This window comes from Bacillus sp. T17B1, assembly GCF_026796395.1.
Classification (GTDB): Bacteria; Bacillota; Bacilli; order Bacillales; family Bacillaceae; genus Bacillus; species Bacillus spizizenii_A.
The window spans coordinates 112420-138969 of the sequence record NZ_JALAYA010000015.1 but is presented as its reverse complement, the minus strand read 5'-3'; the positions used below and the strand labels follow the sequence as shown (position 1 = coordinate 138969).

The following is a 26550-nucleotide window of genomic DNA, read 5'->3' as shown; positions in this document are numbered from 1 at the left end:
TAGGGGGTCACTTCACTTCAGGCGTCTTTTTTAATTACACCTGCTTTCGAAACAGGTAGCTTTCTATAGAAAAACCCATTTTGTCTGTATAAAATCGGTGTGCGTCCTTACGCTGAAGGCCAGATGAAAGACTGATAAAGCCAAATCCGGCTTTCCTCGCCCAGTTTGCCGCATAATCTAAAAGCATTTTGCCGTATCCCTTTGATCGGCAAGGCGCGGTTGTCACAAGATCCGCAATCCATAAGTGCTCCCCTTTATGAATGGATACTCTCGGCAGCGCGCCGCACAGCGCTCTGATTACTGTATCCTCATATAAGGCAAACAGCATATACGATTCTTTCTGTACACAGGCTTCAAGCCTGTGTAAATACGTCTCTTCATCCAGTTCTGTTCTCAATTCACTCATTACCGGATACGACTCGGCCCATTCTTCTTTTGTGGTTAGTTGTTTCATATAAATCATCTTCTCAATCCCCTTTCCTTTCGTTACAATGATCATAGCGAATAAATGGCATTTGCCAAATAGCCAATATTAGAAAAAATGACCATGCCAGATACAAAGGAGATATGAGATGGATATCACGCCGTTTCTTGATAAAAAAAGCAAAACACCGTTGTATGAGCAACTTTATACCTTTTTCAAACAAGAAATTTCACATGCGCGAATCACGAAGGGAACAAAACTTCCGTCAAAACGCAGCCTCTCCGGCTTGCTCGGTGTCAGTACGGCAACAATCGAACGGGCTTACGAGCAATTAACTGCTGAAGGCTATGTCAAAAGCAAACCAAAAATCGGCTGGTTCGCGGCGGGAGTAGAAGCGGCCTTCCCGGCGGCTCCTATCCATTTCTACCAGTCTATGCAGCAGGTCTTACATGAGAAAAACGCACCTTCTATTGACTTTCATCAGGGCAATGTTGATCATATCCACTTCCCCTTTAACGCCTGGAGAAAAAGTACGGCAAAAAGTCTGGAGTGCTATCCTGGATCGTTCCACACCTCTGGAGATCCACAAGGAGAACCTGAACTCAGGCACATGATTTCCCATTTCGTCAGAATGTCACGAGGTGTCAATTGTGAGCCCAGCCAGATCATCATCGGCGCAGGAACAACCGTGCTTCTGCAAATTCTCTGCCTTACGCTTGAGCCAGGAACAAAAATCGGCTTTGAAGAACCGGGCTTTCACCGTTCAAGAAGGATGTTTGAAGCAAATCACATGAATGTCATTCCGATTTGTTCTGATGAAGAAGGCGTCCTGTTGGGTGAGCTTGAACGCCAGAATCCGTATCTCGTGTATACGACTCCTTCGCATCAGTTTCCGCTCGGGACCATCATGACAATAACCCGCAGACAGGAGCTGCTGACATGGGCGAAAGAATCAAACTCGTTCATTATAGAGGATGATTACGATGGAGAATTTCGTTACAGCGGCCATCCTATTCCCTCTTTGCAGGGTCTTGATCCGAATGGCAGAGTCATATATCTTGGCACTTTTTCAAAGTCACTGTTGCCTTCCTTGCGGCTTAGCTACATGATTTTACCCCCTGCACTCATTGAAGCGGTCAGAAAGAACGCTCAGTTAATGAAGCAAACGGTCTCTTTCCACTCGCAAATGGCACTGGCAGACTTCATCGAAAGCGGAGAGTGGCAAAAGCACGTAAATAGAATGAGAGCCTTATACCGAAAAAAACACGCTGTCCTGTTAGATGCCATACGCTCTGAACTGGGAAATAGCGTTGAGATTCTCGGTAAAAACTCCGGGCTTCACGTCCTGCTGCGGATTTTGTTTCCAGCAAGTGAAGAAGAAGCGATCAAAGCTGCCGCCGACAACGGCGTAACCATCTATCCCGTATCCCCCTCCTATAAAGGACAGCCGCCATTTGTTTCTGTCTTAATCGGCTATGGCAGTTTGTCAGAAGAGGACATCAGGCTCGGTATCGAAAAACTGAAAACGGCATGGGCACCGTTTATATCATCTTATTAAATAAAAAAACAGGCCCCGGAAGCGGAGCCTGTTTTTTAAAATCATAAAATCCCGATTAAATTTAAGAATACAATAATAATAGCTAATGGCACGATAAACCGCAGCAAATAAAACCATGTGTAAAAGAATGCTTTACCTGCATGTGATCCATTTCTCATTTCTTCCCAGAGCTCGCGCTTCGAAATTTTGAGCGGGATAAAAAGAGAAATTAACAGAGCGCCTAATGGCATTAAAACATTGCTGACGGTAAAATCGGCAATATCAAAAAACGTTTTACCAAATATGTGCACATCGCTCAGTATCCCATAAGACAAGCAGCAAGGGATTCCGACCAAAAAGATGAAAAGCCCGCTCGTCCATGACAGTTTTTTTCTCTTCTTTTCATTTCCTTTTCCAATTGTGGCGACAATAATTTCAACCATCGAAAACGCTGAGGTTAAGGCTGCAAATAAAAACGCAACGAGAAAGCCGATAAAAAACAGCGTGCCGAACGGAAGCTGTTCAAATACGGCCGGAAGCACTGTAAACAGCAGTGTCGGGCCCTCGTTTGGCTGAAAGCCGAATGAGAAAACCGCCGGAAAAATAGCCAAACCAGCCAAGAGTGTCACAATAATATTCATCACGACAATTGAGGCTGCCGAACGAGGGACATTTTGTGTTTTCGGCAAGTAAGAGCTGTAAGTCACCATCACCGAAACACCTAGTGTCAACGTAAAAAAGGCCTGTCCCAGCGCAAATAATATGGATTCAGGAGTCAGCTCGCCGAAATGAGGCACAAGCAAAAATTTCACACCTTCCATCGCACCATTAAGTGTGAGAGACCGAAGAACGAGAAGAATAAACAATATAAACAAAACCGGCATGATCACCGCGCTGACCCGTTCAATCCCTTTTTGAACCCCTCTGGCGACTACTAAGACAGTCAGCACCATAAATACGAACTGAGCCGCGAGTGTCTGCACCGGGTTTTGGATAATAGAAGAAAAAAGGGTGCCATACTGCTCTTCAGAAAGTCCGGCCAGTGAACCTGATGCTGTTTTCACGATATACAGCAAAATCCATCCTCCGATTACACTGTAAAACGACAGTACTAAGAAACATGCGGCTACGCCGACCCACCCTGTAAGAAACCAAGCTGTTCGCGGCGCTTCTTTTTTATATGCATCAATGGCATTCGTCTGGTTCCGTCTTCCAAAAATAAACTCCCCCACTAAAAGCGGATAGCCTAAGAGGATGGTAAATAACACAAAGATAAGAAAAAAGGCTCCTCCTCCATTGGTCCCCGCTACATAAGGAAACTTCCAAATCGCGCCCAAGCCGATGGCCGAGCCGGCTGCTGCCATGACGAAACCGATTTTCGAAGCCCATTGGACTGGTTTTTGCTCAGACAATAAACGTCACTTCCTTTCCAGCCTATATTATCTCTTATTTTTATCTTCATTTCTATATATCATGATCAAGAATATAAAAGAGAGCGGCCTGAATCACCGCTCTCTTTTTGAAAAGATTATTGATTTAATTTTGAATGCTTTCTTGAATACAGAAAATAGATTGCCAAACCGATTAACAGCCACACAAGGAAGCGGACAATCGTCACCCATCCAAGATTTAAAATGAGGAACAGGCAGAACAGAATTGCCAGGCCTGGAATCACTGGAACTCCCGGGCATTTAAAAGCTCTCGGAAGATCCGGCTGTTTCTTTCTCAAAACGATAACTGCCACAGAAATCAACACAAACGCTGACAGCGTCCCGATGTTTACCAGCTTTGCAAGTTCATCCAGCGGAACAAGTGAGCCGAGAAGCGCTGACATCGTTCCGAAAAACCAAGTGGCCACATAAGGTGTTTTGTGCTTTGGATGCACCTTAGAAAGGGAGCCGGGCACCAGTCCGTCACGTGACATGGAAAACATGACGCGTGTCTGTCCATAAAGCATTACGAGCATAACTGTTGTCATTCCCAAAACAGCGCCAATATCAATAATGCCTGCGACCCAGTTTTGCCCGGCGCTTTGAAGAACAAGAGAAACCGGATGAGCCACACCCGCAAACTCAGCAAATGGGATTACCCCTGTCATAACCACTGATACGGTGACATATAAAGTGGTGCAAACCAATAAAGAGAATAGAATGCCTTTAGGCAGATCCTTCGCAGGATTTTTCGTCTCTTCTGCTGCAGAGGATACAGCGTCAAACCCAATAAATGCAAAGAATACGAGCGCCGCTGCACTGAATACGCCGCCAAAGCCCATCGGCATAAACGGCTGCCAATTATGCGGCTTCACGTAAACGGCTGCCACCGCGATAAACAGCAGAACGACCAGCACTTTCAAGATCACCATGATGTTGTTGACTCTTTTGGATTCTTTAATGCCTAAATAAAGCAAAAACGTTATCGCCATGACAATCACGAATGCAGGCAGATTAAAAATGGTAAAGGTGCCTTCCACCGCTCCCGGTGCCGCGGTTAAAGCAACCGGTAGATGAATGCCGAGCCCTGATAAAAACGATTGGAAATAACCAGACCAGCCGACTGATACTGCACTTACCGCCAGCATGTATTCTAAAATTAAATCCCACCCGATAATAAAGGCCATAAGCTCTCCCAATGTCGCATAAGTGAATGTATACACCGAGCCTGAAACAGGCACACTTGAAGCAAATTCTGCGTAAGACAGAGCGGCGAATAAACAAGCCAGCGCCGCCACAACAAATGAAATGGTCAGCCCGGGACCTGCCGTGACTGCACCTGTACCTGTCAGCACAAAAATCCCTGTGCCAATAATGGCTCCAATTCCAAGCAATGTTAAATCGAATGCCCCTAATTCTCTTTTTAAAGATTTTTCACCGCTCGTCGCAGCAAGTAAATCCTGAATGCTTTTCTTCCTAAATACGCTCCCTTTCATTCCCCTTCAACTCCTAGACTCATTATCTATTCCTCATCTATTTTATTTGAATATTCTGAATTCATGTGCGACAATGGTCATTTTTCTTTTTTTCTACTCTATTTGTACCAGTGGCGATTCATCCCTTTCTCCTATTCAATATTTTATATAAAATCACAAAATTGAAAACAAAGTTGTTAGAAAGATCGACAAACTTCTTACTTTTAGAATTTTTTATCATAAAAAAACCAGCCCTCGGCTGGTTTTTCGTTAATTATGTTGAAATAAAACGTCCGCCATTCACATGAATGGTTTGACCTGTCATATAGGAAGATTCGTCAGACGCCAGCAGGACATAGGCACCTGCATGCTCAACCGGCTGTCCCGGTCTTCCCATTGGCGTATCCAAACCGTGCTGTTTCACTTTTTCCTCAGGGAATGTCGCCGGAATGAGCGGTGTCCAAATCGGGCCGGGCGCCACCGCATTTACTCTGATGCCTTTATCCGCAAGCGACATCGCCATAGATCGCGTAAAGGAGACAATCGCACCTTTCGTGCTGGAGTAATCAATTAATGCCGTGTCCCCTTCGTAAGCGGTAATCGATGTCGTATTAATAATAGCACTCCCCTCTTTCAAGTGAGGCAACGCTTTCTTCGTCATATGAAACATGGAAAAAATGTTTGTGCGAAATGTTTTTTCCAGCTGGTCTGTTGAAATATTGAGAATACTGTCCTGCGGGTCCTGTTCAGCGGCATTGTTCACCAAAATATCAAGTTTGCCAAAATGGTCTACGGTTTGCTGCACAGCTTGTTCACAATGGTTTTCGTCACCCACATCTCCCGGAATAAGCAGGCAACGGACATTTTCCTTTTCGATCCGTTTACGCGTTTCCTCTGCGTCCGAGTGCTCATCTAAGTAAAGAATGGAGACATCAGCCCCTTCTTTAGCAAACGCAATAGCAACTGCTCTCCCTATTCCGCTGTCGCCCCCGGTAATGATGGCGACTTTTCCTTTCAGCCTTCCGCTTCCTTGATAATCCTCGTCCTCTGACAGAGGAAGCGGATTCATTTCAGACTCAATGCCCGGCTGTCTATTCTGATGCTGCGGGCCTTGTCCTTCTGTTTGTCTGTCCATTGGGTTCATATTCATCACTCCTACACATGTGGTTGATACTGAACGTTACCACGCCATAGAAGCGAATAAACGACAAAATAGGTTATGAAAGAACTTCTTCAGGAATGAAGCCTGTATATTTTGCTGATGGACGGAAAATCATGTTGTTTTCAGCCTGCTCCAACACATGGGCGCACCACCCTACCATTCTGCTTGCTGAAAAGGTCGGTGTAAACAATTCATCGTCAAAATCGATCGCCTTCATGACAGCCGCCGCATAAAATTCAACATTTGTATAAAGCTTGCGTCCCGGTTTGTAGATTTCAAGCAACCGAATCGCTTCTGCTTCTACATGCAGCGCAAGATCAAGATCGCGGTCATTGCCAGCCACCTCTTCTGCTTTCTGTCGCAAAGCTTCGGCCCGCGGGTCCTTCGTCTTGTACACCCTATGGCCAAATCCCATCAGGCGCTCTCCTTTTTCGAGTTTTTCTGACAGATATGCTTCAGCATTTTCTTTTTCTCCAATGTCTTCAAGCATTTTTGTCACCGCAGAAGGAGCGCCTCCGTGCAGCGGGCCTTTCATCGTGCCAAGAGCAGCAGTGACAGCAGACACTATATCACTCTCTGTCGATAATGTGACCCGTGCCGAAAAAGTGGATGCGTTCATGCCGTGCTCCATGGCCAGAATCATATAAGTTTCAAGCGCTTTCTTTTTTGCCTCTGAAGGCTGTTCACCTGTGAGCATATAATAGTAGTTTTCGACATGTCCGTACTGGGAAGATGGCGCAATTGCCTGTTCACCGCGCGTCCATTGTTTTCTGTACGCAATGATGGAAGGCGTGATTGCAATCAGCCGAAGCGCTTCTTCTGTTTTTGGATGGAATGTGTACGCATTTTCTCCCAAAGCTGAAACAACCGTTCTCAGTACCGACATGTCGTCCATGTTGTTTGGCAATGACTGAATCAAGCGCTCGATGTGTTTGGGCAGATGCCGCTCCGCAGCCAGCTTATTTTCAAATGTCTGCAATTCTTCAGTTGATGGCAGCTTACCAAATAAAATCAAATAAGCGGCTTCCTCAAAGCTGTAATTCAAAGCAATGTCTTTTGCATGATGGCCTCTGTAAATCAGACGGCCTTTTTCGCCATCAATATGGCTGATAGATGTTTCCACACATGTAATTCCCTTTAATCCGTAATGTACCATTTGTATTCCCCCTATCCTTTTCTGTTATTATAGTAAATATAATATTTAAAAAATAATGAATATTTTAAAGCAAATTAATTAAAAATATTAATCAGAGGGAGAATAGAAATGGATTTCAAATGGCTTCACACTTTTGTGACCGCTGCGAAATATGAAAATTTCCGAAAAACAGCGGAAACACTTTTTTTATCTCAACCCACTGTGACTGTGCATATCAAGCAATTAGAAAAAGAAATCAGCTGCAAGCTGTTCGAGCGAAAAGGCAGGCAGATTCAGCTGACTGATGAAGGCAGGGCTTATTTGCCGTACGCGCTCCGGCTACTTGATGATTACGAAAACAGCATGGCAGAGCTTCATAGAGTGAGACAAGGCTACTCTCAAACCTTACAGCTCGCGGTCTCTCCGCTAATTGCAGATACTGTGCTCCCTTCTGTCATGAAGCGGTACACAGCGATAAATACGGAAACAGAAATGGCAGTTACAATTTTCGAATCGGCAGAAATTGCGTCACTGATTAAAGCCGGGGAAGCAGATATCGGTCTGAGCTGTTTAAAAGTACAGTCTTCCTCTTTAACCTGCCACTGCTTATATAAAGACCCTGTTGTCCTTGTTGCTCCGCCCGATCAGCGTTTTTTAGATGACAAAGAAATTGATGCCAAAGAGGTGCTCGAGCAGTACCTGCTTTTGACCCACAATCACCCTGATTACTGGGACGACTTGCTCCGTCAAGTCAGAGTGGCATTTCCATTTGTAAGAACAATGAAAGTCACACAAACACATATAACGAAACGGTTTATCAAGGAAGGACTCGGAGTTTCATTTCTGCCCTTATCTACAGTAAAGCGCGAATTGGCAGAAAAACAGATGATCAGAATCCCTTATCAATCTGTACAGCTGCCCTATGCCGGCGCTTACGCAATCGCCCTTTATGAAAATAAGAAAGAAAAAAAATTTTTGGATTTTTTATCACATTTTCATTTTTAGGAGCAACCTAAACGGATGTGCTCCGTCTAATGAAAAAAACCCGTTCCAATGAACGGGTTTCCTTGAAAATTAGAATCTTTTCGCACCGAGGTAGCGAGGCTTCCAGTAGCTGTTGTCCAGGCTGCTGATTTGCACGCCGTCAGAACCTGCATGTACGAAACTGTTGTTTCCGACATAAATTCCCATGTGGGAAGGGCCGGATTTATAAGTTGTGAAGAAAACAAAATCTCCGACAGACGGGCTGGAAATGCTCTTCATAGAACTCCAGTATCCCGCAGTGCTTGTTCTGCCCACGCTTGTTTGCTTATTCAGTACGTACCAGATGAATCCGCTGCAGTCAAAGCCGGAAGTTGTCGTTCCGCCCCATTTGTATGGCGTTCCAATTAACGCTTTGGCATCAGAAACCAGCTTGTTCACATTAAGTGATGTGGTAGATGATGGTTTACTGCTTGAAGATGCTGAAGAGCTGGAAGAAGCAGGTTTTGAGCTTGTGCTTGTGCTTGTTCCTTTTACTTTCAACACTTGGTTGACATAGATTACATCTGATTTTAACCCGTTTAAGCTTTTTAATTTGCTAACGGTCGTGCCGTATTGCTTTGCGATTTTAGACAGACTGTCCCCGCGCTTCACTTTATAAGTTGAACTTGATGATGTTGATACGCTTGATGAGCTTGAGCTGCTTGAACTTGCTGAACCTTTCAGTTTCAGCACTTGTCCGATACGAAGCAAGTCTGACTTTAAGCCATTCAGTTTTTTCAGTTCACTGACCGTCATGCCGTATTTTTTCGAAATTTTCCAAAGGCTGTCCCCGCTCTTTACTGTGTATGTAGAAGAGGATGAAGAACTGCTGCTATTTGAACTTGTAGATTTGCCTTTAATCGATAAAGTCTGCCCTACATAAATAATGTCTGAACGAAGGTTGTTCTCTGATTTTATTTTACTGATCGTAGTGTCATATTTTCTCGAAAGATCCCATAAAGTGTCGCCTTTTTTCACCTTGATGCTTTGTGCAGATGCCGCTCCTGCAAATAATGTTGATCCTAAAACAACTGCTGTCGTAGCTGTAATGATTTGCTTTTTCATATTCTTCCTCCCAAAATTTTATATCTATATATGTATCTCTTTTTTAAATTAAACTTATTGTTTTCTATTATAAGGATAGATTCCCAACATAAATAGTCTTGACTTCATACGACAAATTACTTAATTATTCGTTCTTAAAAAAAGTTTTTAAGGGTATAAAATATTTCATTTTCGTTTCAAAGGTGACAAAAAACGAGTGCTTTTGTCATGTTTTATGGGAGGTTTTTCAATAAAAAGGAAGCAAATGAAAAACTTTCGGGGTCAACTCACTTATTGGAGAATTGTGTGATAAAGAATATACGAGGAAAGCTGCGGTTATCCGCGGTTTTTTTTATTTAAACAAACATATCATGCAAGGACAAATCAGGTAAAGATCTTTCTGAAAAATGAATGCTTTCAACTAACTAAGGCAAAATAACGAAACGACGTTTTTCATTTCCTTACAATGCTTTACTTAATGTTTACACGATCACCAGATGCATTTAACAAAATTCCCCTAATATAATATACAGAATACCTTAAAGGAGGCATGCAAAATGAATTTGTTTCAAAACATGAAGTCAAAACTTTTGCCAATTGCCGCTGTTTCTGTCCTTACAGCTGGGATTTTTGCCGGAGCCGATCTGCAGCAAACTGAAACGGCAAGCGCCAAAAAACAAGACAAAGCCGAGATCAGAAATGTCATTGTGATGATCGGAGACGGCATGGGAACTCCTTACATAAACGCCTACCGTTCCCTGAAAAATAACGGCGAAACACCGAATAACCCGAAGTTAACTGAGTTTGACCGGAACCTGACGGGGATGATGATGACGCACCCGGATGACCCTGACTATAATATTACAGATTCAGCAGCTGCCGGAACAGCATTAGCGACGGGCGTTAAGACATACAACAATGCAATTGGCGTCGATAAAAACGGGAAAAGAGTAAAATCTGTACTTGAAGAGGCCAAACAGCAAGGCAAATCAACAGGGCTTGTCGCAACGTCTGAAGTTAACCACGCCACTCCAGCCGCATATGGCGCCCACAATGAATCCCGGAAAAACATGGATCAAATCGCCAACAGCTATATGGATGACAAAATAAAAGGTGAACAAAAAATAGACGTTTTGCTTGGCGGCGGAAAATCGTATTTTAACCGCAAGGACAGAAATTTGACGAAGGAATTCAAACAAGCAGGCTACAGCTATGTAACAACAAAACAAGAACTGAAGAAAAATAAAGATCAGCAGGTGCTCGGGCTTTTCGCAGACGAAGGGCTTGCAAAAGCGCTCGACCGTGACAGCAAAACACCATCTCTCAAAGACATGACGGTTTCAGCAATTGACCGCCTGAACCAAAATAAAAAAGGATTTTTCTTGATGGTCGAAGGCAGCCAAATTGACTGGGCGGCCCATGACAATGATACAGTAGGAGCCATGAGCGAGGTTAAAGATTTTGAACAGGCCTATAAAGCCGCGATTGATTTTGCGAAAAAAGATAAACATACACTTGTCATTGCAACTGCTGACCATACAACCGGCGGCTTTGCCATTGGCGCAAACGGCAAAAAGAATTGGCACGCGGAGCCGATTCTCTCCGCGAAAAAAACGCCCGAATTTATGGCCAAAAAAATCAGTGAAGGCCAACCGGTCAAAGATGTACTCTCCCGCTATACAAATCTGAAATTTACATCAGAAGAAATCAAAAGTGTTGAAGCCGCTGCACAGGCTGACAAAAGCAAAGGCGCCTACAAAGCCATCATCAAGATTTTTAACACACGATCTAACAGCGGCTGGACGAGTACCGATCATACCGGCGAAGAAGTGCCAGTATACGCGTATGGCCCCGGAAAAGAAAAGTTCCGCGGACTGATTAACAACACCGATCAGGCAAACATCATATTTAAGATTTTAAAAACAGGAAAATAAAGAGGATGCAGAACGCTGCATCCTCTTTTTTTTATAAATACCTGCGGTGAACACCTTTTCCGTCATACGAAAACATGACTTCCTTCCCCTCAAGCACAGATTCGATGTGTACGCTTCTTCCCCATAGCTGAAATAAATAAGGAAGCACTTTCTCCAAATATTTCAAATCCAGTTCTATGCCTTCATACCAATGCTTTATATAGAGCTCGTTATTTTTCATGTAATCGCCGTCGTTTACTGTCAAATATGGAAACCCGCCGTTTACCCGCATGCTCACAAGCTGGTCGCGCACAGCCTCCCACTCTTTATCGACGATTTTGTAGTCTCTGCCCTGCTTTTGGAACAAGTAAAGGTCCTCGCGCATCACTAAATCTTTTGTTAAATAATTGCGGATGAATGAGATATCTGATTCAATCTCTCTGACTTCAAACATTTTTTCCCGGCCCGCGTTCGGCTTGACGCCCATTTTCTTCATTTCCTCAGTCGGATTGTTGTACCGTTCCTCAATATCTTCAAAAATCTTCAGTCCCAAATAATAAGGGTTGATTCCCGTTTTTGACGGCTGGACAACCCCGGCATTCAGCTTGGCGAACTCTATCGCTTCATCAGAGGTTAAATCAAGCTCCCGGATAATTCTTTGATGCCAGTATGAAGCCCATCCTTCATTCATAATCTTCGTTTCCAGCTGAGGCCAGAAATAAAGCATTTCTTCTCTCATCATCGTCAAAATATCACGCTGCCACGGCTCAAGTTCCCTTGAATGCTCCTCAATAAAAAGCAGAATATCTTTTTCGGGCCGAGGCGGGAAAGGTTTTTTTGATTTTTTCAATTGTTTTCTCGGTTTCTTCTCATCTAAATTCCATAGATCATCGTACGGCGTAGCCATTTCCTCACACTCTTCTTCCTCATCATCCACACTCCACTGGAGCTTCGGACGCACCAAAGACGGATCGATATGCTCCTGGATTGAAAGAATTGCGTCTAAAAAGGCCTCTACCTCCTGTATTCCATGAATGCGTTCATAATGCTTAATCCGCTCCGCCGTGGCTGCCATGCTTTCCACCATGTCACGCTTCGTGTTTTGGAAGCGGCAGTTGTTTTTGAAAAAGTCACAGTGGGCGAGAACGTGGGCGACAATCAATTTATTTTGAATCAGTGAATTGCTGTCAAGCAAAAAGGCGTAGCATGGATCTGAATTAATGACCAGCTCATAAATCTTGCTTAATCCAAGATCATAATGCAGCTTCATTTTGTGAAACTGCTTGCCAAAGCTCCAGTGGCTGAATCTTGTCGGCATCCCGTACGCGCCGAATGTATAAATAATTTCAGCCGGGCAGATTTCATATCTCATCGGGTAGAAATCAAGGCCGAATCCTTTTGCAATTTCGGTAATTTCCTCAATTGCCCGCTGTAATCCCTTCTTCTCATCCGCGTTCAACCGAATCCCCCCTACTTGAACTTATCTATAATGTATGAGCCCGCCTGACAAAAGATGATAACCCCACTTGGGCAAGAAGAAATTCGATTTAGCTGTTTGCTGATTGTGGCAGTGCGATACCCATTTAATGTAGCGGACATGCTTTCTTCCTCAGTAAGCTGCCAAACTTATTTGCTTTACTCGTCTTTTAGACGGATGGGCTCTTGCTAAAATCATTGTTTACAAAGGGCTCAGAATAACAAAAATCGACAACAAGCGCTTTGCTGGGAAAAAGCCATCACGCTATTCTCCAGATAAAGTCATATCATTCTATTATTTTAAATTCCAAAAACAGTGGCGTCACCGTTTGTCAGTATGCTAAAAAGGCACGTTTTTTTGTGGGAAATTCCTTTTTTTTCATTTTTCAATTGATTATGATAAGATATAGAAAATGTCTTATTAAGAGGTCTTATTATTATGAAGTTAACAAATTATACAGATTACTCATTAAGAGTGTTGATTTTTCTGGCTTCAAAGCGTCACGAAGAACTTTCAAATATAAAACAGATTGCCGAAACGTATGCTATCTCAAAAAACCATCTCATGAAAGTAATATACAGGCTCGGCCAGCTTGGCTACGTAGAAACAATACGCGGACGAGGCGGCGGTATCCGCTTAGGCATGGAACCTGAAGACATCAACATCGGTGAGGTTGTCAGAAAAACGGAAGACGATTTTAATATTGTGGAATGTTTTGATGCAAACAAGAATCTCTGTGTTATTTCCCCGGTGTGCGGCTTAAAACATGTGCTTAACGAAGCGCTTATGGCCTATCTTGCTGTTTTGGACAACTACACTCTGCGTGACCTTGTCAAAAACCATGAAGACATCATGAAGCTTTTAAGAATGAAGGAATAGATATAATTCCTTCTTTTTTATGTCCTTTTTCCCCCTTTTTTCTGAGATAATATGGCTGTTTTTCAAAAAAGGCAAAACGATGGGGCGAACTTGCCGATATAATAAAGAAACAGCAAAATCATTGGGGAAAAAGGAGAGCTCAGATGAAAAAGAAATTAGCAGCAGGGCTGACAGCATCTGCAATTGTCAGTACAACTTTAGCAGTGACACCAGCTGAAGCAGCAACGATTAAGGTCAAAAGTGGAGATTCTTTATGGAAACTGGCCCAAAACTACAACACAAGTGTGGCGGCGATCACATCCGCCAACCATCTTTCGACTACCGTTCTGTCTATCGGCCAGACGCTTACGATACCGGGAAGCAATACAGGCAACTCATCTACTTCAAGCTCAACAACCAAGAAGAGTGGAAGTTCTGTTTACACAGTGAAAAGCGGAGATTCTCTTTGGCTGATTGCAAATGAATATAAAATGACGGTGCAGGAGCTGAAAAAATTAAACGGACTAAGCAGCGACATGATTCGTGCAGGTCAGAAATTAAAGGTAGCCGGTACGGTTTCTTCAAGCTCCAGCGCTAGTTCCAGTACAAAAAACAGTTCCAATAAGAGCTCAAGCTCTTCATCTTCTACCGGAACATACAAGGTGCAGCTTGGAGATTCGCTTTGGAAAATTGCAAACAAAGTCAATATGTCCGTCGCTGAATTGAAAGTCTTGAACAACTTAAAATCGGACACCATTTATGTAAATCAAATATTGAAAACAAAATCAAGCGGCTCTAATACGTCATCCAAAGATACTTCATCCAATTCGAGCCACACTTCAGCAACAAAGACTTATACTGTAAAAAGCGGAGATTCACTTTGGAAAATTGCAAACAACTATAATCTGACTGTACAGCAAATCCGAAACAGCAACAATCTAAAATCAGACATGCTGTACGTCGGACAAGTGCTGAAGCTGACAGATCAAGCATCTACAGGCACTTCACCATCATCGTCCTCTTCGTCAAATGCCAGCTCAAGCACGACGACTACATACACGGTGAAAAGCGGCGATTCCCTATGGGTGATTGCACAAAAGTTTAATGTGACAGCTCAGCAGATTCGGGAGAAAAACAATTTAAAAACTGATGTCTTGCAGATTGGCCAAAAGCTGGTCATTACCGGAAAAGCTTCATCTTCTTCCTCTTCTTCATCCGGTTCTTCAAGCAACACCAGCTCAACAAGCGCGAAGATTAACACAATGATTGCCGCCGCTAAAGAGCAGCTTGGGGTTCCGTATCGCTGGGGAGGCACGACACCGGCCGGATTTGACTGCAGCGGATTCATTTACTACGCACTGAACAAAGTCACATCCGTATCTAGATTAACGGCAGCCGGATATTGGAACACAATGAAACCAGTCAGCCAGCCAGCTGTCGGAGATTTCGTTTTCTTTACAACATATAAAGCCGGCCCTTCCCACGTCGGAATTTATCTTGGAAATGGGGAATTCATTAACGCCAACGATTCCGGAGTTGTCATTTCCAGTATGAACAACTCTTACTGGAAACAGCGCTATCTCGGTGCAAAACGATATTTCTAAAAATAGAAACTGTATGGCCTTAGCGGCTGTACAGTTTTTTTTGATTAGAGCCTAAAGACGTTGATGCTGATCATATGCTTTGTCACCGGATGAAAATAGACTTCGGCCCGAACAGAAAAAGTATCAGCTTTCTGTCTGACCGTCACCCGAAAAACATCTTTCGTCTGCTCATCATTCACCTCTGTCCGCCCCATGTAATCGTAATCAGAAAATGAAGCGTCCTTATATTCATCCTGAATTTTGCTCCAGGCGAGCTGTTCCCACTTTTGAACGGACTCGTCTGTGTCCGCTGAATGCCCTTTTGCAGCCATTGACATGATGATTAATCCGCAAAAAAGAAGCGCAATGGTATACGGCAGAGATTTCATGTTTTCAGTCTCCTGTACCCAGATTATGTTCTCTCATAGGTTTTCCAAAAGCAACGGCTTCATTCAGGCATTTTGATTTTATGTCTCCCTCATATTACTATCCCTGTAAAGCCGCAGACGCCAAGTTTTGCCCCGTCAATAACCTGGGATGCGGCATAAACTAATCATGAACTTCTCACACAAGAAAGGAGAAGCGATTCATGGATTATGCCGATTACGATAAAGCGCTGTATTACACCCATCGTTCTCAATGGGATAATTTATTAATTTTAATGGTGCGTACAGAGGATGATTTGTTATCAAAACGAATCGAACATTTTCTGCATGCGTATCATTTTGAACAGGATTACGCGGTTCTTGAAAAGATGCTGTACTCCCTTCTTCGTTATATTGATCATGCCACAGAGCTGACTTATGAAGATCAATTAGCCTTGCTCACATAAACAAATCCCGGCGTTCAGACGCCGGGATTTCCTGCTTTTGCAAACTGGCCGAGTTCTTCGACAAGCTCTTTTATGCTGGCCTTTATATTTTCCGTCACTGTTGCATTGTCAATATCAATGTCCACCGGATCAAGCACGAGCTGCTTCGGAATGACATTGGCGTAGACACCCCGCATTACCGTTCTCATATTGTTCAGCGCGTTGATGCCGCCTTTTCCGCCTCCCGCCACTGCCAATAATGCCACGGGCTTATATTTAAATTGTTCGCTGCTTAGAAAATCAAGCGCATTCTTTAAAGCGCCGCTCATGCCGCTGTGATATTCAGGAGATAATAAGACAATTGCATCTGCTTTAGTGACGCGCTGCCTAAGCTCCTGTACCTGCAAAAGTTCGGATTGCTCCGCTTCACCGTTAAAAATCGGCAATATAAACTCGCTTAGGTCAATTAAGTCCGTATGATACAACGCTGAAATATAGGATGAGGCAATTCTCGTTCTTCCATGTTTTCTAGGCGTACCGTTTATGACTAACATGTTCATTTCGTGATCTCTCCATTCAGGTTATATTTCACTGCGAAAAGCGCTGCTTGCGTGCGATCGGCCACTTCAAGCTTCGCTAAAAGATTTGACACATGGGTTTTCACTGTTTTTTCTGATATAAACAAAGCTGCCGCGATTTCTTTATTGCTTTTCCCGTTCGCAATTTCGTTTAGAACGTCCTTTTCCCTGCGTGTTAATTGATAAAATTTTTCTTTTTCCGGATCATGCTGATTTTTCATATGTGTCAGCACATGGGGCATAATAGCTGAAGAAAGCTTGTATTGGCCGGCATGCACTTGTCTTAGTGTTTTCACCAATTCCTCGGGTTCCGTATCCTTTAATTGATACGCCTTCGCACCTGCCTGAAGCGCGGGGATGACGTGCTCCTGATCGGAGTAGCTCGTCAGCACAATGATATTGATCCCCGGAAATTGCTTTACTGCTTTTTTTATCGCTTGAATGCCGTCCATCTCAGGCATAGACAGATCCATCAGCACAAGATCAGGTTTTGTCTCTTCGATGACACGAAGAGCCTCTGCTCCGGTAGCCGCCTCGCCAACAACTTCAAAATCACCCTGGGTGGCAAAGAAAAAACGAAGCCCCTTTCTGACAACATGGTGGTCATCCGCAATTACAATTTTCATTGCACTGTCCTTCCTTTCCGATTGGTAAGCGGAAGCCTAATGGACAGATTTGTCCCCGCTCCAATTTCTGACTCAATCAAAAACTCCGCGCCGGCTTTTTCCGCCCGTTCTTTCATCCCCTTGATGCCGAGTGTAGGCAGACCTTCATGTGCTTCATAGCAAAACCCTGCCCCATGGTCGATGATACACAGCTCCGCATGGCACGAAGAAGCAGTCAGACTGACATACACCGTATCAGTTCCGGCGTGCTTTTTACAGTTATTTAAAGCTTCCTGAACAACACGCCACAGCATATGCTCCTGCTCATCGGTAAGAATAGGACAGCCTTTTTGTGTAAAAATGACATTCAATCCAATCAGCGCGCCATAGCTTTTAATGGCTTCAGACAGCCCTTTTTCCAATCCTCCGGGGCGAAGCTGCCAAATTAACGCTTTCATCTCTGCGAGCGCGTCCTGTGATAGATTTTGAATGAATTCAATCATCTGCTGCAAATTCTCATCTTTTGTCAGTGTCTTTGCCGCTCTGGCTGTTAAACTGACGGAAAACAGCATTTGATTGACAGAATCGTGAAGCTCCTGGGCGAGGCGGTTGCGCTCCATTAAAAGAGCATTTTTTTGTTTATATTCAGAAAGCTTTATACGCTGAATCGCCGTTCCGATCTGAAAGGCGACAGATTCCAGTAAATGCAGCTCTTCCTCATCAAACATGGTTTTTCCGGCTGCTGCTACATTTAACAACCCGAATCTCCTGTCCCCGCCTTCTAAGGGCACAGTTGCATGATGCGTAATCCCTTCTGTGTCAAAACAGTGCAGTTCCTTAGCTGATTCTATGCGCTTGCAGTTCATTATATTAGCCGCCCTTCTAAGCCCTCCGTTATTGAATTTTGTCAGGCAGTAGCACTCCCCTTCGCACATCAGCACTTTTTCCTTACTGCTTAAAGCCGGGGGCAGATAAGCGTCGGCTGCTAACGTATAGGACCCGTCTTCTTCGATCAGAAAAATCCAGCCGGATTGAAGGTTCGTCAGACTCAGCAATTCTTTTAAAACCTCATCCAGTGTTGCTTTGACATCGTGCCCTTGGTTTAAGGTTTCGGCAATTGTTTTCAGCGTTTTTAATTTTTCCATCCTCGTTTTGGTCACGTTTCTCACTCCGGCAATGGTCTTGTTATTTAAGATTATACCAGTTTTTTGTATGTCTCTACTTCGCTTGAAGGAGGATTTCCTTTCATACTTTTGTATGAGAAAAAGAAAAAAGCCGGATCATTTACAATGATCCAGCTATACTCAAATTATTTTGCTGTATCCTCTACAATGTCATCTACCGTCTTCATTACATCGTCAGAAAGAGCGGAAAGACGCTTTTCACTGTCTTCTAAAGAGGTTCCTTTTACGGCGAAATAAAATTTGACCTTCGGCTCAGTTCCGGAAGGACGAAGGCAAAACCAAGACCCGTCTTCCAAGAAGTATTTCAGTACATTTGATTTTGGCAAGTCGATCGCTTCTTTTTTGTTTTCCTTCAGAAGCGTTCGTTTGCTTACAGCGTAGTCTTCGGCTGTCACAACCTGTTTACCGGCCATTTTTTGCGGCGGATTTTGTCTGAAGGAAGCAAGGATCGCTTCAATGTGCTCTGCTCCCTGTTTTCCTTTCAGCGTTAGTGATTTCAGTCCTTCACGGTAAAAACCGTACTCGTTAAAGAGTTTGATGAGCGCTTCATACAATGACATCCCTTGTTTTTTATAAAACGCGCAAACCTCAACTGCCAAAAGCGCTGCCTGAATAGCGTCCTTGTCGCGGGCAAAATCCCCAATTAAGTAACCGTAACTCTCTTCATAACCGAATTGGAAGGTGTATTGGCCTGATGCCTCGTATTCCTTAATTTTTTCACCGATAAACTTAAAGCCTGTCAGCGTATCAATCGTATCAAGGCCGAACGAAGAAGCAACCGCACGCCCGATTTCACTTGTGACAATTGTTTTGAGTACAACGCCATTTTCAGGCAGGATGCCTTGTTTTTTCTTTTCAGAAAGCAAGTAATGAAGCAGCAGCGCACCGGTTTGGTTTCCTGTCAGTACTGTATATTCGCCTCGTTCGTTTTTTACTGCTATACCGAGACGGTCAGCGTCCGGGTCTGTTGCGATAAGAATATCTGCGTTCTGCTCCTCCCCGAGCTTAATAGCATATTCGAATGCCGCATGCTCTTCCGGGTTTGGAGAGGCAACAGTAGAGAAGTCTGAATCCGGCAGTTCCTGTTCTTTGACAACCGTTACATTTTTGTAGCCGAGTGCTTCAAGACCGCGTCTCACCGGTTTATTCGCAGTTCCATGCAGCGGTGTGAAAACGACGTTTACATCTACTTCTCCGGATAATTCAGGATGAACGGAAATGGACGTCAATTTTTCTGTATAGACTTTATCAATCTCTTCACCGATGATCTTGATTAAGCCCTTTTCTTTTAACGCGTTTTCATCGGCGACTGTGATCGTCAGCTCATTTTCAATCGCGTTTACCTGCTCAATGACGATGTCCGCTTCCTTTGGAGGCAACTGGCCGCCGTCATCCCCGTATACTTTGTAGCCGTTATATTCAGGCGGGTTATGGCTTGCCGTCACCACAATTCCCCCATAGGCGTTCAGCTGTCTGACAGCGAATGACAGCTCTGGTGTCGGGCGAAGCTCATCAAATACGTATGTTTGGATGCCTTGTGTCGCAAGTGTTTTTGCCGCTTCCATCGCGAACTCCGGCGATTTATGGCGGGAATCATAAGCAATGACAACGCCCCGTTTTTTCGCTTCCTCACCTTGCTGCGAGATGTATGCCGCAAACCCGGCTGATGCTTTGCGCACAGTGTAAATATTCATCCGATTCGTCCCGGCGCCGATTTCTCCGCGCATTCCTCCGGTACCGAATTCAAGATTTTTATAGAAACAGTCCTCAAGAGCCTGTTCATTCCCCTCTAATTCAATGAGGCGCTCTTTCAGTTCCGAATCTAAATTTTCTGTCTGTTTCCAACGTTCATAGCTCTTTCTCCAAGTCATATTCGTCCTCCTATGTATCAGCTTATGCCATTATTTTATATGAAGCGGGTGCCTCTGTCACTTGATAACCTGAGGTCTGGCACTTTCGGCACATAAAAAGAAATAACGGGCTGAAAGACAGCCCGTTATGATTTATTGTTCGAGCGGTACAACCGCATCGTGTAAAAGCTTGTTGAGGTTTTCTGTATGTTGGTTTTTCGCCTGCTCATCCCATTGGAATCGCTCGCTCATAAAATCAATAACGGCATCTTTATATGTTCTTACCCAATTGATATCAAAAAATAAACGTCCCGTTCTGCGGACAAAGAAGTCAGCAGGTGTTGCAGTCATTTCTTCTTCTATACTGTATTCTGCCTCAGCAAGAATATGAACCGGAATGTGACGTTTCGCAGCCTCATCTTTCAGTGCTTCTACCCGGTTAAATACTCGCTCTACATTGGAGCCGTATCTGATCGCCAGCTGTTTTGCATCTTTTTCTGATAAACCGGCTGCGATTCCTTCTTTTGTTTTCGTAGCAACGAAGGACATGAGATTTTTCGAACCGCCGACGTGCCCTCCTGAGATTGGCATGTTTTTCGTTTTACATGGACCGAAATCCTTTTCGCCTTCTTCTTTTAAGCGATCACGCACAAGATCGACAATGTGCTCCGCCATTTTTCTGTATCCTGTCAGCTTCCCGCCGGCGATGGTAATCAAGCCTGAGTCAGATGTCCAAATCTCGTCTTTCCGTGAAATTTCTGAAGGGTCTTTGCCTTCTTCATGAATCAGCGGACGCAGCCCCGCCCAGCTGGATTCGATGTCATTCGCAGTGATATTCAGTTCCGGGAACATGTAATTGATTGAGTTGATGACGTAATCACGATCCTCCGTTGTCATTCGCGGATGCTCCAGCGCCTCTTTGTAAACGGTGTCTGTTGTTCCCACGTATGTTTTACCTTCACGGGGAATCGCAAATACCATACGGCCGTCAGGTGTATCGAAATATACTGCCTGTTTTAACGGAAAAACAGACTGGTCAAATACAAGGTGAATGCCTTTTGTATGTTGCAAATGCTTTCCGTTTTTTGAATGGTCTTTTTCCCTGAGCTGGTCTACCCAAGGGCCTGTCGCATTGACAATTTTTTTCGCGTACACTTTATATTCTTTCTTTGTCAGCATGTCTTCAATTAATACGCCAACTGCTTTCCCTTTTTCATAAAGGAGCTCTTTCACTTTGGAATAATTCACAGGCTCTGCCCCAAATTTGACTGCTTCCTTCATGACCTCGATTGTCAGTCTTGCATCGTCAGTGCGGTATTCCACATAGTACCCGCCGCCTTTTAAGCCGTCTTTTTTCACCAATGGCTCTTTTTGCAGCGTTTCTTTTGCCGAAAGCATGCTTCTACGTTCTGATTTTTTCACACCTGCCAGGAAATCATAAACTCTTAAACCGATAGAGGTTGTGAATGAACCGAATGTGCCGCCTTTATGAAACGGAAGGAGCATCCATTCCGGTGTAGTGACGTGCGGGCCGTTTTCATAAACAATCGCCCGCTCTTTCCCTACCTCAGCAACCATTTTCACTTCAAATTGTTTTAAATAGCGCAAGCCGCCATGAACCAATTTGGTTGATCGGCTTGATGTTCCCGCCGCAAAATCCTGCATTTCGCTAAGCGCGACTTTCATTCCCCTTGATGCCGCGTCAAGAGCTGTTCCCGCTCCTGTAATTCCTCCTCCGATAATAAATAGATCATAGGTTTTTTTCGTCATGTCTGTCAGCATGCGGTCTCTTTCAAGACTTGAGAATTGTTGTTTCATTATTGCTCCTCCTTGTTGTCACGGTGTGTAAATAGAAAAAGAGACCACAACAGCCAAAGTGCATGCTTACACTTTGGTGCTGTGGTCTCTCCTCATCTCAGGACCGTTCTTATTAACTTGTAACTATTATATCATATTATGATTTTATTTAAAAGCCATAGCTGCTTTGACGGCTTTTTGCCAGCCTTTATACAGTTCATTTCGTTTTTCTTCTTCTAACTCAGGTTCAAACCGTTTATCCAGATTCCACTGGTTCGCGATTTCAGAACGGTCCTTCCAGAATCCCACAGCAATACCTGCCAAATAAGCTGCACCAAGCGCAGTTGTTTCATTAATTTCCGGACGCTCAACAGGAACATTCAGAAGATCCCCCTGGAACTGCATCAGGAAATTATTTTTCACAGCCCCTCCGTCTACACGAAGCGTCTTTAACGAAATGTTTGAATCAGCTTCCATTGCATCAAGCACATCTTTTGTCTGATAAGCCAATGACTCCAGTGTCGCACGAATAAAGTGCTCTTTTGTTGTCCCTCTTGTCAGGCCGAAAACCGAACCGCGCACGTCGCTGTCCCAGTATGGCGTTCCCAATCCGACAAATGCCGGAACAACATATACGCCGTCAGTTGAATCCACTTTCTCTGCATAAGATTCACTAAGCGAAGAATCTTGGAACATTCTCAATCCGTCTCTCAGCCATTGGATGGCAGAACCTGCGACAAAAATGCTTCCTTCTAACGCATAGTTAACTTTTCCGTCAATGCCCCAAGCGATTGTTGTCAAAAGCCCGTGTTCGGACTTAATTGCTTTTTCCCCTGTATTCATCAGCATGAAACATCCAGTGCCGTATGTGTTTTTCCCCATGCCTTCTTCAAAGCACGCCTGGCCGAACAGTGCGGACTGCTGGTCACCCGCCGCTCCCGCTATCGGGATATTTTGTCCGAAGAAGTGATAATCAATAGTTTCCGCATACACATGGGAAGACGGCTTCACTTCAGGCAGCATGGATTTCGGAACGCCTAGGATGTCGAGCAGTTCTTCATCCCATTTTAAATCGTAAATATTAAACATCAGCGTTCTGGAGGCATTGGAGTAATCGGTCACATGCGCTTTTCCGCCTGACATTTTCCAAATGAGCCATGTATCAATCGTTCCAAACAGCAGCTCGCCTTTTTCCGCTTTTTCTCTTGCGCCTTTCACATTGTCTAAAATCCATTTCACCTTCGTGCCAGAAAAGTATGGATCGATTAAAAGACCAGTTTTTTCTCTGAATTTATCATTATATCCTTTTTCACGAAGTTCCTCACAAATGCCCGACGTCTGTCTGGACTGCCAAACAATTGCATTATAGACAGGCTTTCCTGTATCCTTATCCCACACAACCGTCGTCTCACGCTGATTCGTAATGCCGATGCCGGCAATTTGAGAAGCGCTGATGCCCGATTCAGAAATGACTGATGCAATAACAGCGAGCACTGATCCCCAAATTTCATTCGCATTATGCTCAACCCAGCCTGGATGCGGGAAGTATTGTGTAAATTCCTTTTGAGCGGAGTGAACGATTTTGCCTTCTTTGTTAAACAGAATCGCTCTTGAACTTGTCGTCCCCTGATCTAAGGATAAAATGTACGTTTCCATAAGATGTCTCCCCTTTGATTACATATATTCTGAATTTGATAATGTTTTAGCAGAATGTGATTTCGTATAGACATAGAGTCCTAACAATACCACAACCAATACAACGCTTACAATCCAGAAACTGCATGTGATGTGCCCTTTAAATGCGGCATTGTAAAATACGCCGCCGAATGAGCCGCCCAAAATCGGGCCGACTACCGGAACCCATGCGTACTTCCAGTTTGATGATCCCTTACCTGGGATCGGAAGAAAAGCGTGTGCAATCCGCGGACCTAAGTCACGGGCCGGATTAATCGCATATCCTGTGGTTCCTCCTAGAGAAATACCGATCGCTACAATGAGGAAACCGACGATTAAAGGATTAAGCCCTTCTGTAAATTGATTTGCCCCAATGGCCAGGATTCCAAGCACAAGGACAAATGTCCCGATCACTTCACTTAAAACGTTTGCAAATGTATGCGGAATGCTCGGGCCTGTTGAGAAAACACCCAGCTTGGCAGCGGGGTCATCCGTTGACTTCCAATGAGGCAGGTAATGCAGATAGATAATCACCGCACCGATGATCGCCCCAATCATTTGCGCCGCAATGTAAACCGGTACTTCATTCCACGGAAATTCACCAACAAAAGCAAATGCTATCGTTAACGCGGGATTAAGATGGGCTCCGCTGATGCCGCCGACCGCATAAGCTGCCATTGCCACACCCAACCCCCATCCAAATACAACAACAATCCAGCCAGATTGATATGAAAGCGATTTCTTTAAATTGACTCCTGCACAAACACCTGCACCAAAAATAACAAGCAGCATCGTACCGATTAGTTCTCCCCAAAATGCTGTCATAGATAATTCCTCCTAAGTTGCGATTAAGAAGTATGATAGAGAATAAAAAAACCACAACAAACCGCTTTACGGGTGCATAAACATTTACCGTAAAGAGCTGCTGTGGGTCTCCGGATTCTCCATCACATTGTATTAACCTAGTGCTATTGTATCAGTGAATGAAAGCGGTGTCAATCACTTTCCGTTCAAAAAGTTTTCATACTTCTTCCATAATTTGGTATTAGATGTTGTAACAGCTACAGCCCCTGCTTTCAAGGCCTTGTCTACATCCTCTTCCGTACGAATGAAACCGCCAGCAAAGATGGGAATTCCCGTTTTCTCTTTAATTTCTTGAATGAGTGATGGGACGATGCCGGGCAGCACTTCAATAAAGTCGGGCTTATGCTTGCCGACAAACTCCATGCTTTTCTCCATCGCACTTGTATCAAGCAGAAACAGGCGCTGAATCGCATAAATTTTCTTCTGCTTCGCCTTGGCAATCACGTTTGATCTTGTGGAAATAATACCAGCGGGCTTGATGTCCTGGCAAATAAACTCGGCTCCGTATTCGTCATGCTTAATTCCTTGAATGAGGTCGACGTGTACCATCATGTTCTTTCCGTGCTTTTGCGCTTCTCTGATTACGCCTTTTAGCTGGCCGAGATGAATATCAAGAATAACACCGTAGGTAAATGAACTGTTCAAAAACTCATCAAATTGCTTCATATTGCGAATAGCCGGTAAAATGGGCTGGTTGTGAAAACTCATCGTGTGCTCCTTTAACAAATCACTTTTATTAAATCGTCTGGAAGCTATCTTTCACCGTTTTCACGATAAAGGAAAGGTCCTCTTCTGTCAGGCAAAATGGCGGCGCGAGCTGGATGACGTTGTTGTAGCCGGCGACTGTATCGCCGTTTTTGCCGATGATCAGCCCCTTTTCTTTGCACGCCGCAACCACTTGGTTTACTATACCGGCATCAGCCGGCTCTTTTGTCAATTTATCTTTGACGAGCTCGATTCCGATCAGCAGTCCTTTCCCTCTAACATCTCCGACTGCCGGGTGCTCTCTTAAAGCCTGAAGCTCACCCAAAAGTGTTGCCCCAAGGTCGCGGGATCGCTGAATCAGCTGTTCATCCTCCATAATTTGCAGGTTTTTCAACGCCAATGCACAGGCAGCCGGACTTCCGCCGAACGTGTTTACGTGGCGGAAACGGTCATAGGGAGCTTCACCTTGATATGCTTCGAAAATGTCCCGTTTAACAGCAGTCGCTGACAATGGCAAATACGCGCTGGTGATTCCCTTTGCCATCGTAATGATATCAGGCTTCACACCATAATGCATAAATCCGAACGGCTCGCCTGTCCGTCCGAACCCGCAGATGACTTCATCGCAAATCAAAAGAGCTCCGTGACGGCGGCAAATGTCCTCCACCTTCTTCATATATCCTTCCGGCGGCATTAAGATGCCTCCGCCTGTAATGATGGGCTCCATGATGACCCCGGCAATCGTTTCGCTTAATTCCCATGTCATGATGCGGTCAATTTCATTTGCGCTTTCTAGCGTGTCCGCATCCTCTGGATTCCGGTATACATCTGGAGGAGCTGCATGCAGGAACCCCTGGCTTAAAGGCTCATATTTATATTTTCGCTGCGCCTGGCCGGTAGCTGAGAGCGCTCCCAATGTGTTGCCGTGGTACGCTCTGTATCTAGAGATGAATTTATAACGGCTGTGGTCGCCGTTTTGCAGATGGTATTGGCGGGCGATTTTAAAAGCAGTTTCATTTGCTTCCGATCCGCTATTGGAAAAAAAGATGACATAATCGCCGCCAAGCCATTCATTCAGCTTTTCCGCCAGTTGAATCGCCGGTGTGTGACTTTGCGTTAACGGGTAGTAAGGCAGCTCCTTTAATTGCTCATAGGCAGCCTCCGCAAGCTCTTTTCTCCCGTAACCAATGTTGACACACCACAAACCGGACATTGCATCCAAATAGCGGCGTCCATCTATGTCGGTCACCCAGGCTCCTTCGGCCTTTTGGGCAATCAGGCTGTCCGCTTGATGCGCTCCCTTCATAGCATGCCACACAAATTGCTCATCTTTTTGCTTTATTTCCTGATTTTGCTGAATGTTTTCCATCCCATCATCTCCATTTCATTAGCGTTCACTAAAGTGCCAATTCAATTGAAAC

Annotated in this window: 22 protein-coding genes and 2 pseudogenes; 7 read left to right on the top strand and 17 right to left on the bottom strand. The window is 44.3% G+C overall.

Annotated features, from left to right (window positions below; translation table 11 throughout):
- Positions 1-34 precede the first annotated feature (34 nt).
- A complete protein-coding gene (locus MOF34_RS08805) occupies positions 35-463 on the bottom strand; it encodes a GNAT family N-acetyltransferase (RefSeq protein ID WP_268399837.1) in 429 nt (142 codons plus the stop codon).
- 109 nt (positions 464-572) lie between these two features.
- On the opposite strand from MOF34_RS08805, the gene MOF34_RS08800 reads away from it, so the two are divergent.
- Positions 573-1982: a PLP-dependent aminotransferase family protein gene (locus tag MOF34_RS08800; protein ID WP_268399836.1), complete on the top strand. Its 1410-nt coding sequence runs from the start codon at positions 573-575 to the stop codon at positions 1980-1982.
- A gap of 41 nt (positions 1983-2023) precedes the next feature.
- Here the strand turns inward: MOF34_RS08800 and MOF34_RS08795 are convergent, their stop codons facing one another.
- The 4 genes from MOF34_RS08795 to citA all read right to left on the bottom strand — a co-directional run bounded on the left by MOF34_RS08795 (position 2024) and on the right by citA (position 7184).
- The gene (locus MOF34_RS08795; protein ID WP_268399835.1) at positions 2024-3373 is read right to left on the bottom strand and encodes a sodium-dependent transporter; all 1350 of its coding nucleotides are present in this window, start codon (positions 3371-3373) and stop codon (positions 2024-2026) included.
- A 116-nt stretch (positions 3374-3489) separates the two neighbouring features.
- The gene (gene bcaP, locus MOF34_RS08790; protein ID WP_268399834.1) at positions 3490-4887 is read right to left on the bottom strand and encodes a branched-chain amino acid transporter BcaP; all 1398 of its coding nucleotides are present in this window, start codon (positions 4885-4887) and stop codon (positions 3490-3492) included.
- Between the two features lie 253 nt (positions 4888-5140).
- The gene (locus MOF34_RS08785; protein ID WP_268399833.1) at positions 5141-6010 is read right to left on the bottom strand and encodes an SDR family oxidoreductase; all 870 of its coding nucleotides are present in this window, start codon (positions 6008-6010) and stop codon (positions 5141-5143) included.
- A gap of 73 nt (positions 6011-6083) precedes the next feature.
- Positions 6084-7184, bottom strand: coding sequence for a citrate synthase CitA (gene citA / locus MOF34_RS08780; protein ID WP_268399832.1), 1101 nt, complete (start codon positions 7182-7184; stop codon positions 6084-6086).
- Between the two features lie 108 nt (positions 7185-7292).
- On the opposite strand from citA, the gene citR reads away from it, so the two are divergent.
- Positions 7293-8168, top strand: coding sequence for a transcriptional regulator CitR (citR, locus tag MOF34_RS08775; protein ID WP_019713781.1), 876 nt, complete (start codon positions 7293-7295; stop codon positions 8166-8168).
- A 69-nt stretch (positions 8169-8237) separates the two neighbouring features.
- On the opposite strand, the gene MOF34_RS08770 is transcribed toward citR, so the two are convergent.
- Complete coding sequence (locus MOF34_RS08770; RefSeq protein WP_268399831.1) at positions 8238-9251, bottom strand: peptidoglycan endopeptidase; 1014 nt, start codon at positions 9249-9251, stop codon at positions 8238-8240.
- A 536-nt stretch (positions 9252-9787) separates the two neighbouring features.
- Here MOF34_RS08770 and phoA point away from each other — a divergent pair.
- Positions 9788-11164 (top strand): alkaline phosphatase PhoA, encoded by a 1377-nt coding sequence (phoA, locus tag MOF34_RS08765; protein ID WP_268399830.1) that lies wholly within the window; start codon positions 9788-9790, stop codon positions 11162-11164.
- A gap of 31 nt (positions 11165-11195) precedes the next feature.
- On the opposite strand, the gene spoVR is transcribed toward phoA, so the two are convergent.
- Positions 11196-12602: a stage V sporulation protein SpoVR gene (spoVR, locus tag MOF34_RS08760; protein WP_268399829.1), complete on the bottom strand. Its 1407-nt coding sequence runs from the start codon at positions 12600-12602 to the stop codon at positions 11196-11198.
- A gap of 158 nt (positions 12603-12760) precedes the next feature.
- On the opposite strand from spoVR, the pseudogene MOF34_RS21015 reads away from it, so the two are divergent.
- The 3 genes and pseudogenes from MOF34_RS21015 to MOF34_RS08750 all read left to right on the top strand — a co-directional run.
- A pseudogene (locus MOF34_RS21015) lies at positions 12761-12962 on the top strand (hypothetical protein); the annotation flags it as partial.
- Positions 12963-13058: 96 nt separating this feature from the next.
- A complete protein-coding gene (gene nsrR / locus MOF34_RS08755) occupies positions 13059-13499 on the top strand; it encodes a nitric oxide-sensing transcriptional repressor NsrR (protein WP_268399828.1) in 441 nt (146 codons plus the stop codon).
- 143 nt (positions 13500-13642) lie between these two features.
- Complete coding sequence (locus MOF34_RS08750; RefSeq protein ID WP_268399827.1) at positions 13643-15082, top strand: peptidoglycan endopeptidase; 1440 nt, start codon at positions 13643-13645, stop codon at positions 15080-15082.
- Between the two features lie 44 nt (positions 15083-15126).
- On the opposite strand, the gene MOF34_RS08745 is transcribed toward MOF34_RS08750, so the two are convergent.
- The gene (locus MOF34_RS08745; RefSeq protein ID WP_268399826.1) at positions 15127-15450 is read right to left on the bottom strand and encodes a YqzG/YhdC family protein; all 324 of its coding nucleotides are present in this window, start codon (positions 15448-15450) and stop codon (positions 15127-15129) included.
- A gap of 200 nt (positions 15451-15650) precedes the next feature.
- Here MOF34_RS08745 and MOF34_RS08740 point away from each other — a divergent pair, with 200 nt between their 5' ends.
- A complete protein-coding gene (locus MOF34_RS08740; protein ID WP_003224139.1) occupies positions 15651-15893 on the top strand; it encodes a YhdB family protein in 243 nt (80 codons plus the stop codon).
- A gap of 14 nt (positions 15894-15907) precedes the next feature.
- Here MOF34_RS08740 and MOF34_RS08735 read toward each other — a convergent pair whose 3' ends face one another.
- The 9 genes and pseudogenes from MOF34_RS08735 to MOF34_RS08695 all read right to left on the bottom strand — a co-directional run bounded on the left by MOF34_RS08735 (position 15908) and on the right by MOF34_RS08695 (position 26498).
- Positions 15908-16432, bottom strand: coding sequence for an NADPH-dependent FMN reductase (locus tag MOF34_RS08735; protein ID WP_268399825.1), 525 nt, complete (start codon positions 16430-16432; stop codon positions 15908-15910).
- Positions 16429-17076: a response regulator transcription factor gene (locus MOF34_RS08730; RefSeq protein WP_268399824.1), complete on the bottom strand. Its 648-nt coding sequence runs from the start codon at positions 17074-17076 to the stop codon at positions 16429-16431. The genes MOF34_RS08735 and MOF34_RS08730 overlap by 4 nt, the downstream gene beginning before the upstream one ends.
- Positions 17073-18215 carry a GAF domain-containing sensor histidine kinase gene (locus MOF34_RS08725; protein ID WP_019713772.1) on the bottom strand — a complete coding sequence of 381 codons (1143 nt, stop codon included), beginning with the start codon at positions 18213-18215 and terminating at the stop codon, positions 17073-17075. Before MOF34_RS08725 ends, MOF34_RS08730 begins: the two co-directional genes overlap by 4 nt.
- A 149-nt stretch (positions 18216-18364) precedes the next feature.
- Positions 18365-20110 (bottom strand): phosphoglucomutase, encoded by a 1746-nt coding sequence (gene pgcA, locus MOF34_RS08720; RefSeq protein ID WP_268399823.1) that lies wholly within the window; start codon positions 20108-20110, stop codon positions 18365-18367.
- A gap of 132 nt (positions 20111-20242) precedes the next feature.
- A complete protein-coding gene (gene glpD, locus MOF34_RS08715; RefSeq protein WP_268399839.1) occupies positions 20243-21910 on the bottom strand; it encodes a glycerol-3-phosphate dehydrogenase in 1668 nt (555 codons plus the stop codon).
- Between the two features lie 141 nt (positions 21911-22051).
- Positions 22052-23542 (bottom strand): glycerol kinase GlpK, encoded by a 1491-nt coding sequence (gene glpK, locus MOF34_RS08710; RefSeq protein ID WP_268399822.1) that lies wholly within the window; start codon positions 23540-23542, stop codon positions 22052-22054.
- Positions 23543-23560: 18 nt separating this feature from the next.
- Complete coding sequence (gene glpF / locus MOF34_RS08705) at positions 23561-24385, bottom strand: glycerol uptake facilitator protein GlpF (RefSeq protein ID WP_268399821.1); 825 nt, start codon at positions 24383-24385, stop codon at positions 23561-23563.
- Between the two features lie 170 nt (positions 24386-24555).
- A pseudogene (gene glpP / locus MOF34_RS08700) lies at positions 24556-25132 on the bottom strand (glycerol uptake operon antiterminator GlpP).
- A gap of 28 nt (positions 25133-25160) precedes the next feature.
- The gene (locus MOF34_RS08695; RefSeq protein WP_268399820.1) at positions 25161-26498 is read right to left on the bottom strand and encodes an aspartate aminotransferase family protein; all 1338 of its coding nucleotides are present in this window, start codon (positions 26496-26498) and stop codon (positions 25161-25163) included.
- Positions 26499-26550: the final 52 nt, after the last annotated feature.

Excerpts from the sequence above, each read along its gene's own strand:
- phoA (WP_268399830.1), top strand. The coding sequence starts at position 9,788 with ATGAATTTGTTTCAAAACATGAAGTCAAAACTTTTGCCAATTGCCGCT.
- citA (WP_268399832.1), bottom strand. The coding sequence starts at position 7,184 with ATGGTACATTACGGATTAAAGGGAATTACATGTGTGGAAACATCTATC.
- pgcA (WP_268399823.1), bottom strand. The coding sequence starts at position 20,110 with ATGACTTGGAGAAAGAGCTATGAACGTTGGAAACAGACAGAAAATTTA.
- glpK (WP_268399822.1), bottom strand. The coding sequence starts at position 23,542 with ATGGAAACGTACATTTTATCCTTAGATCAGGGGACGACAAGTTCAAGA.
- glpF (WP_268399821.1), bottom strand. The coding sequence starts at position 24,385 with ATGACAGCATTTTGGGGAGAACTAATCGGTACGATGCTGCTTGTTATT.
- bcaP (WP_268399834.1), bottom strand. The coding sequence starts at position 4,887 with ATGAAAGGGAGCGTATTTAGGAAGAAAAGCATTCAGGATTTACTTGCT.
- MOF34_RS08695 (WP_268399820.1), bottom strand. The coding sequence starts at position 26,498 with ATGGAAAACATTCAGCAAAATCAGGAAATAAAGCAAAAAGATGAGCAA.
- MOF34_RS08745 (WP_268399826.1), bottom strand. The coding sequence starts at position 15,450 with ATGAAATCTCTGCCGTATACCATTGCGCTTCTTTTTTGCGGATTAATC.
- MOF34_RS08750 (WP_268399827.1), top strand. The coding sequence starts at position 13,643 with ATGAAAAAGAAATTAGCAGCAGGGCTGACAGCATCTGCAATTGTCAGT.
- MOF34_RS08785 (WP_268399833.1), bottom strand. The coding sequence starts at position 6,010 with ATGAACCCAATGGACAGACAAACAGAAGGACAAGGCCCGCAGCATCAG.
- citR (WP_019713781.1), top strand. The coding sequence starts at position 7,293 with ATGGATTTCAAATGGCTTCACACTTTTGTGACCGCTGCGAAATATGAA.
- MOF34_RS08800 (WP_268399836.1), top strand. The coding sequence starts at position 573 with ATGGATATCACGCCGTTTCTTGATAAAAAAAGCAAAACACCGTTGTAT.
- MOF34_RS08735 (WP_268399825.1), bottom strand. The coding sequence starts at position 16,432 with ATGAACATGTTAGTCATAAACGGTACGCCTAGAAAACATGGAAGAACG.
- MOF34_RS08740 (WP_003224139.1), top strand. The coding sequence starts at position 15,651 with ATGGATTATGCCGATTACGATAAAGCGCTGTATTACACCCATCGTTCT.
- nsrR (WP_268399828.1), top strand. The coding sequence starts at position 13,059 with ATGAAGTTAACAAATTATACAGATTACTCATTAAGAGTGTTGATTTTT.
- MOF34_RS08770 (WP_268399831.1), bottom strand. The coding sequence starts at position 9,251 with ATGAAAAAGCAAATCATTACAGCTACGACAGCAGTTGTTTTAGGATCA.
- MOF34_RS08805 (WP_268399837.1), bottom strand. The coding sequence starts at position 463 with ATGATTTATATGAAACAACTAACCACAAAAGAAGAATGGGCCGAGTCG.
- MOF34_RS08730 (WP_268399824.1), bottom strand. The coding sequence starts at position 17,076 with ATGAAAATTGTAATTGCGGATGACCACCATGTTGTCAGAAAGGGGCTT.